2 tRNA genes and 1 rRNA gene are annotated in these 636 nt (G+C 44.2%); all 3 read right to left on the bottom strand.

What is annotated here, in order from left to right:
- Positions 1 to 258: 258 nt before the first annotated feature.
- Positions 259 to 334, bottom strand: a tRNA-Ala gene (locus OFY17_RS14870).
- Positions 335 to 354: 20 nt separating this feature from the next.
- Positions 355 to 431, bottom strand: a tRNA-Ile gene (locus OFY17_RS14865).
- 122 nt (positions 432 to 553) lie between these two features.
- Positions 554 to 636 (bottom strand): 16S ribosomal RNA (locus OFY17_RS14860); the annotation flags it as partial.

The raw sequence follows: 636 nt of genomic DNA, 5'->3' as shown, positions 1-636 counted from the left end.
ATACCCCAGGAGCTTTTGTACCTCCCAAGGATTTACGATAATAGAAGTCACTAGGTTAAAGTGATCTTCCACCGGTTTAACGCTTGATTCATCGTTATTTCAAAAAAGTTGAATTGTTAAAGAGCAATTTAGTGCAAAGCACTAAGTCAGAAACTAAAGCAGCGAAATCCCATCGAAGAAGTTCATCTTCAATGTCCATTACGACTAAGGTTAGTGTCTTGCTTAGGACTCTATCTAAATAACACAGAAGATAAGATATGGTGGAGCTATGCGGGATCGAACCGCAGACCTCCTGCGTGCAAAGCAGGCGCTCTCCCAGCTGAGCTATAGCCCCATATTTCACTATCTAGTATTTGGTGGGTCTGGGCCGATTTGAACGGCCGACCTCACCCTTATCAGGGGTGCGCTCTAACCAACTGAGCTACAGACCCAAATACTTTCTGTGCTTCTCTTAAAGTAGATATTGTACAAACGGGATAAGTTACTTAAAAAGTAAACTCTCTTTGTACCATCAGATAATTTGTGTGAACGCTCACCAGAGCTTTCTATCGTTTAAGGAGGTGATCCAGCCCCAGGTTCCCCTAGGGCTACCTTGTTACGACTTCACCCCAGTCATTGACCACTCCGTGGTAACCG

The organism is Marinomonas sargassi (assembly GCF_025716875.1).
Classification (GTDB): domain Bacteria; phylum Pseudomonadota; class Gammaproteobacteria; order Pseudomonadales; family Marinomonadaceae; genus Marinomonas; species Marinomonas sargassi.
Note: the sequence above shows the minus strand (reverse complement) of the source record. Positions and strands in the feature narration are given on the sequence as shown.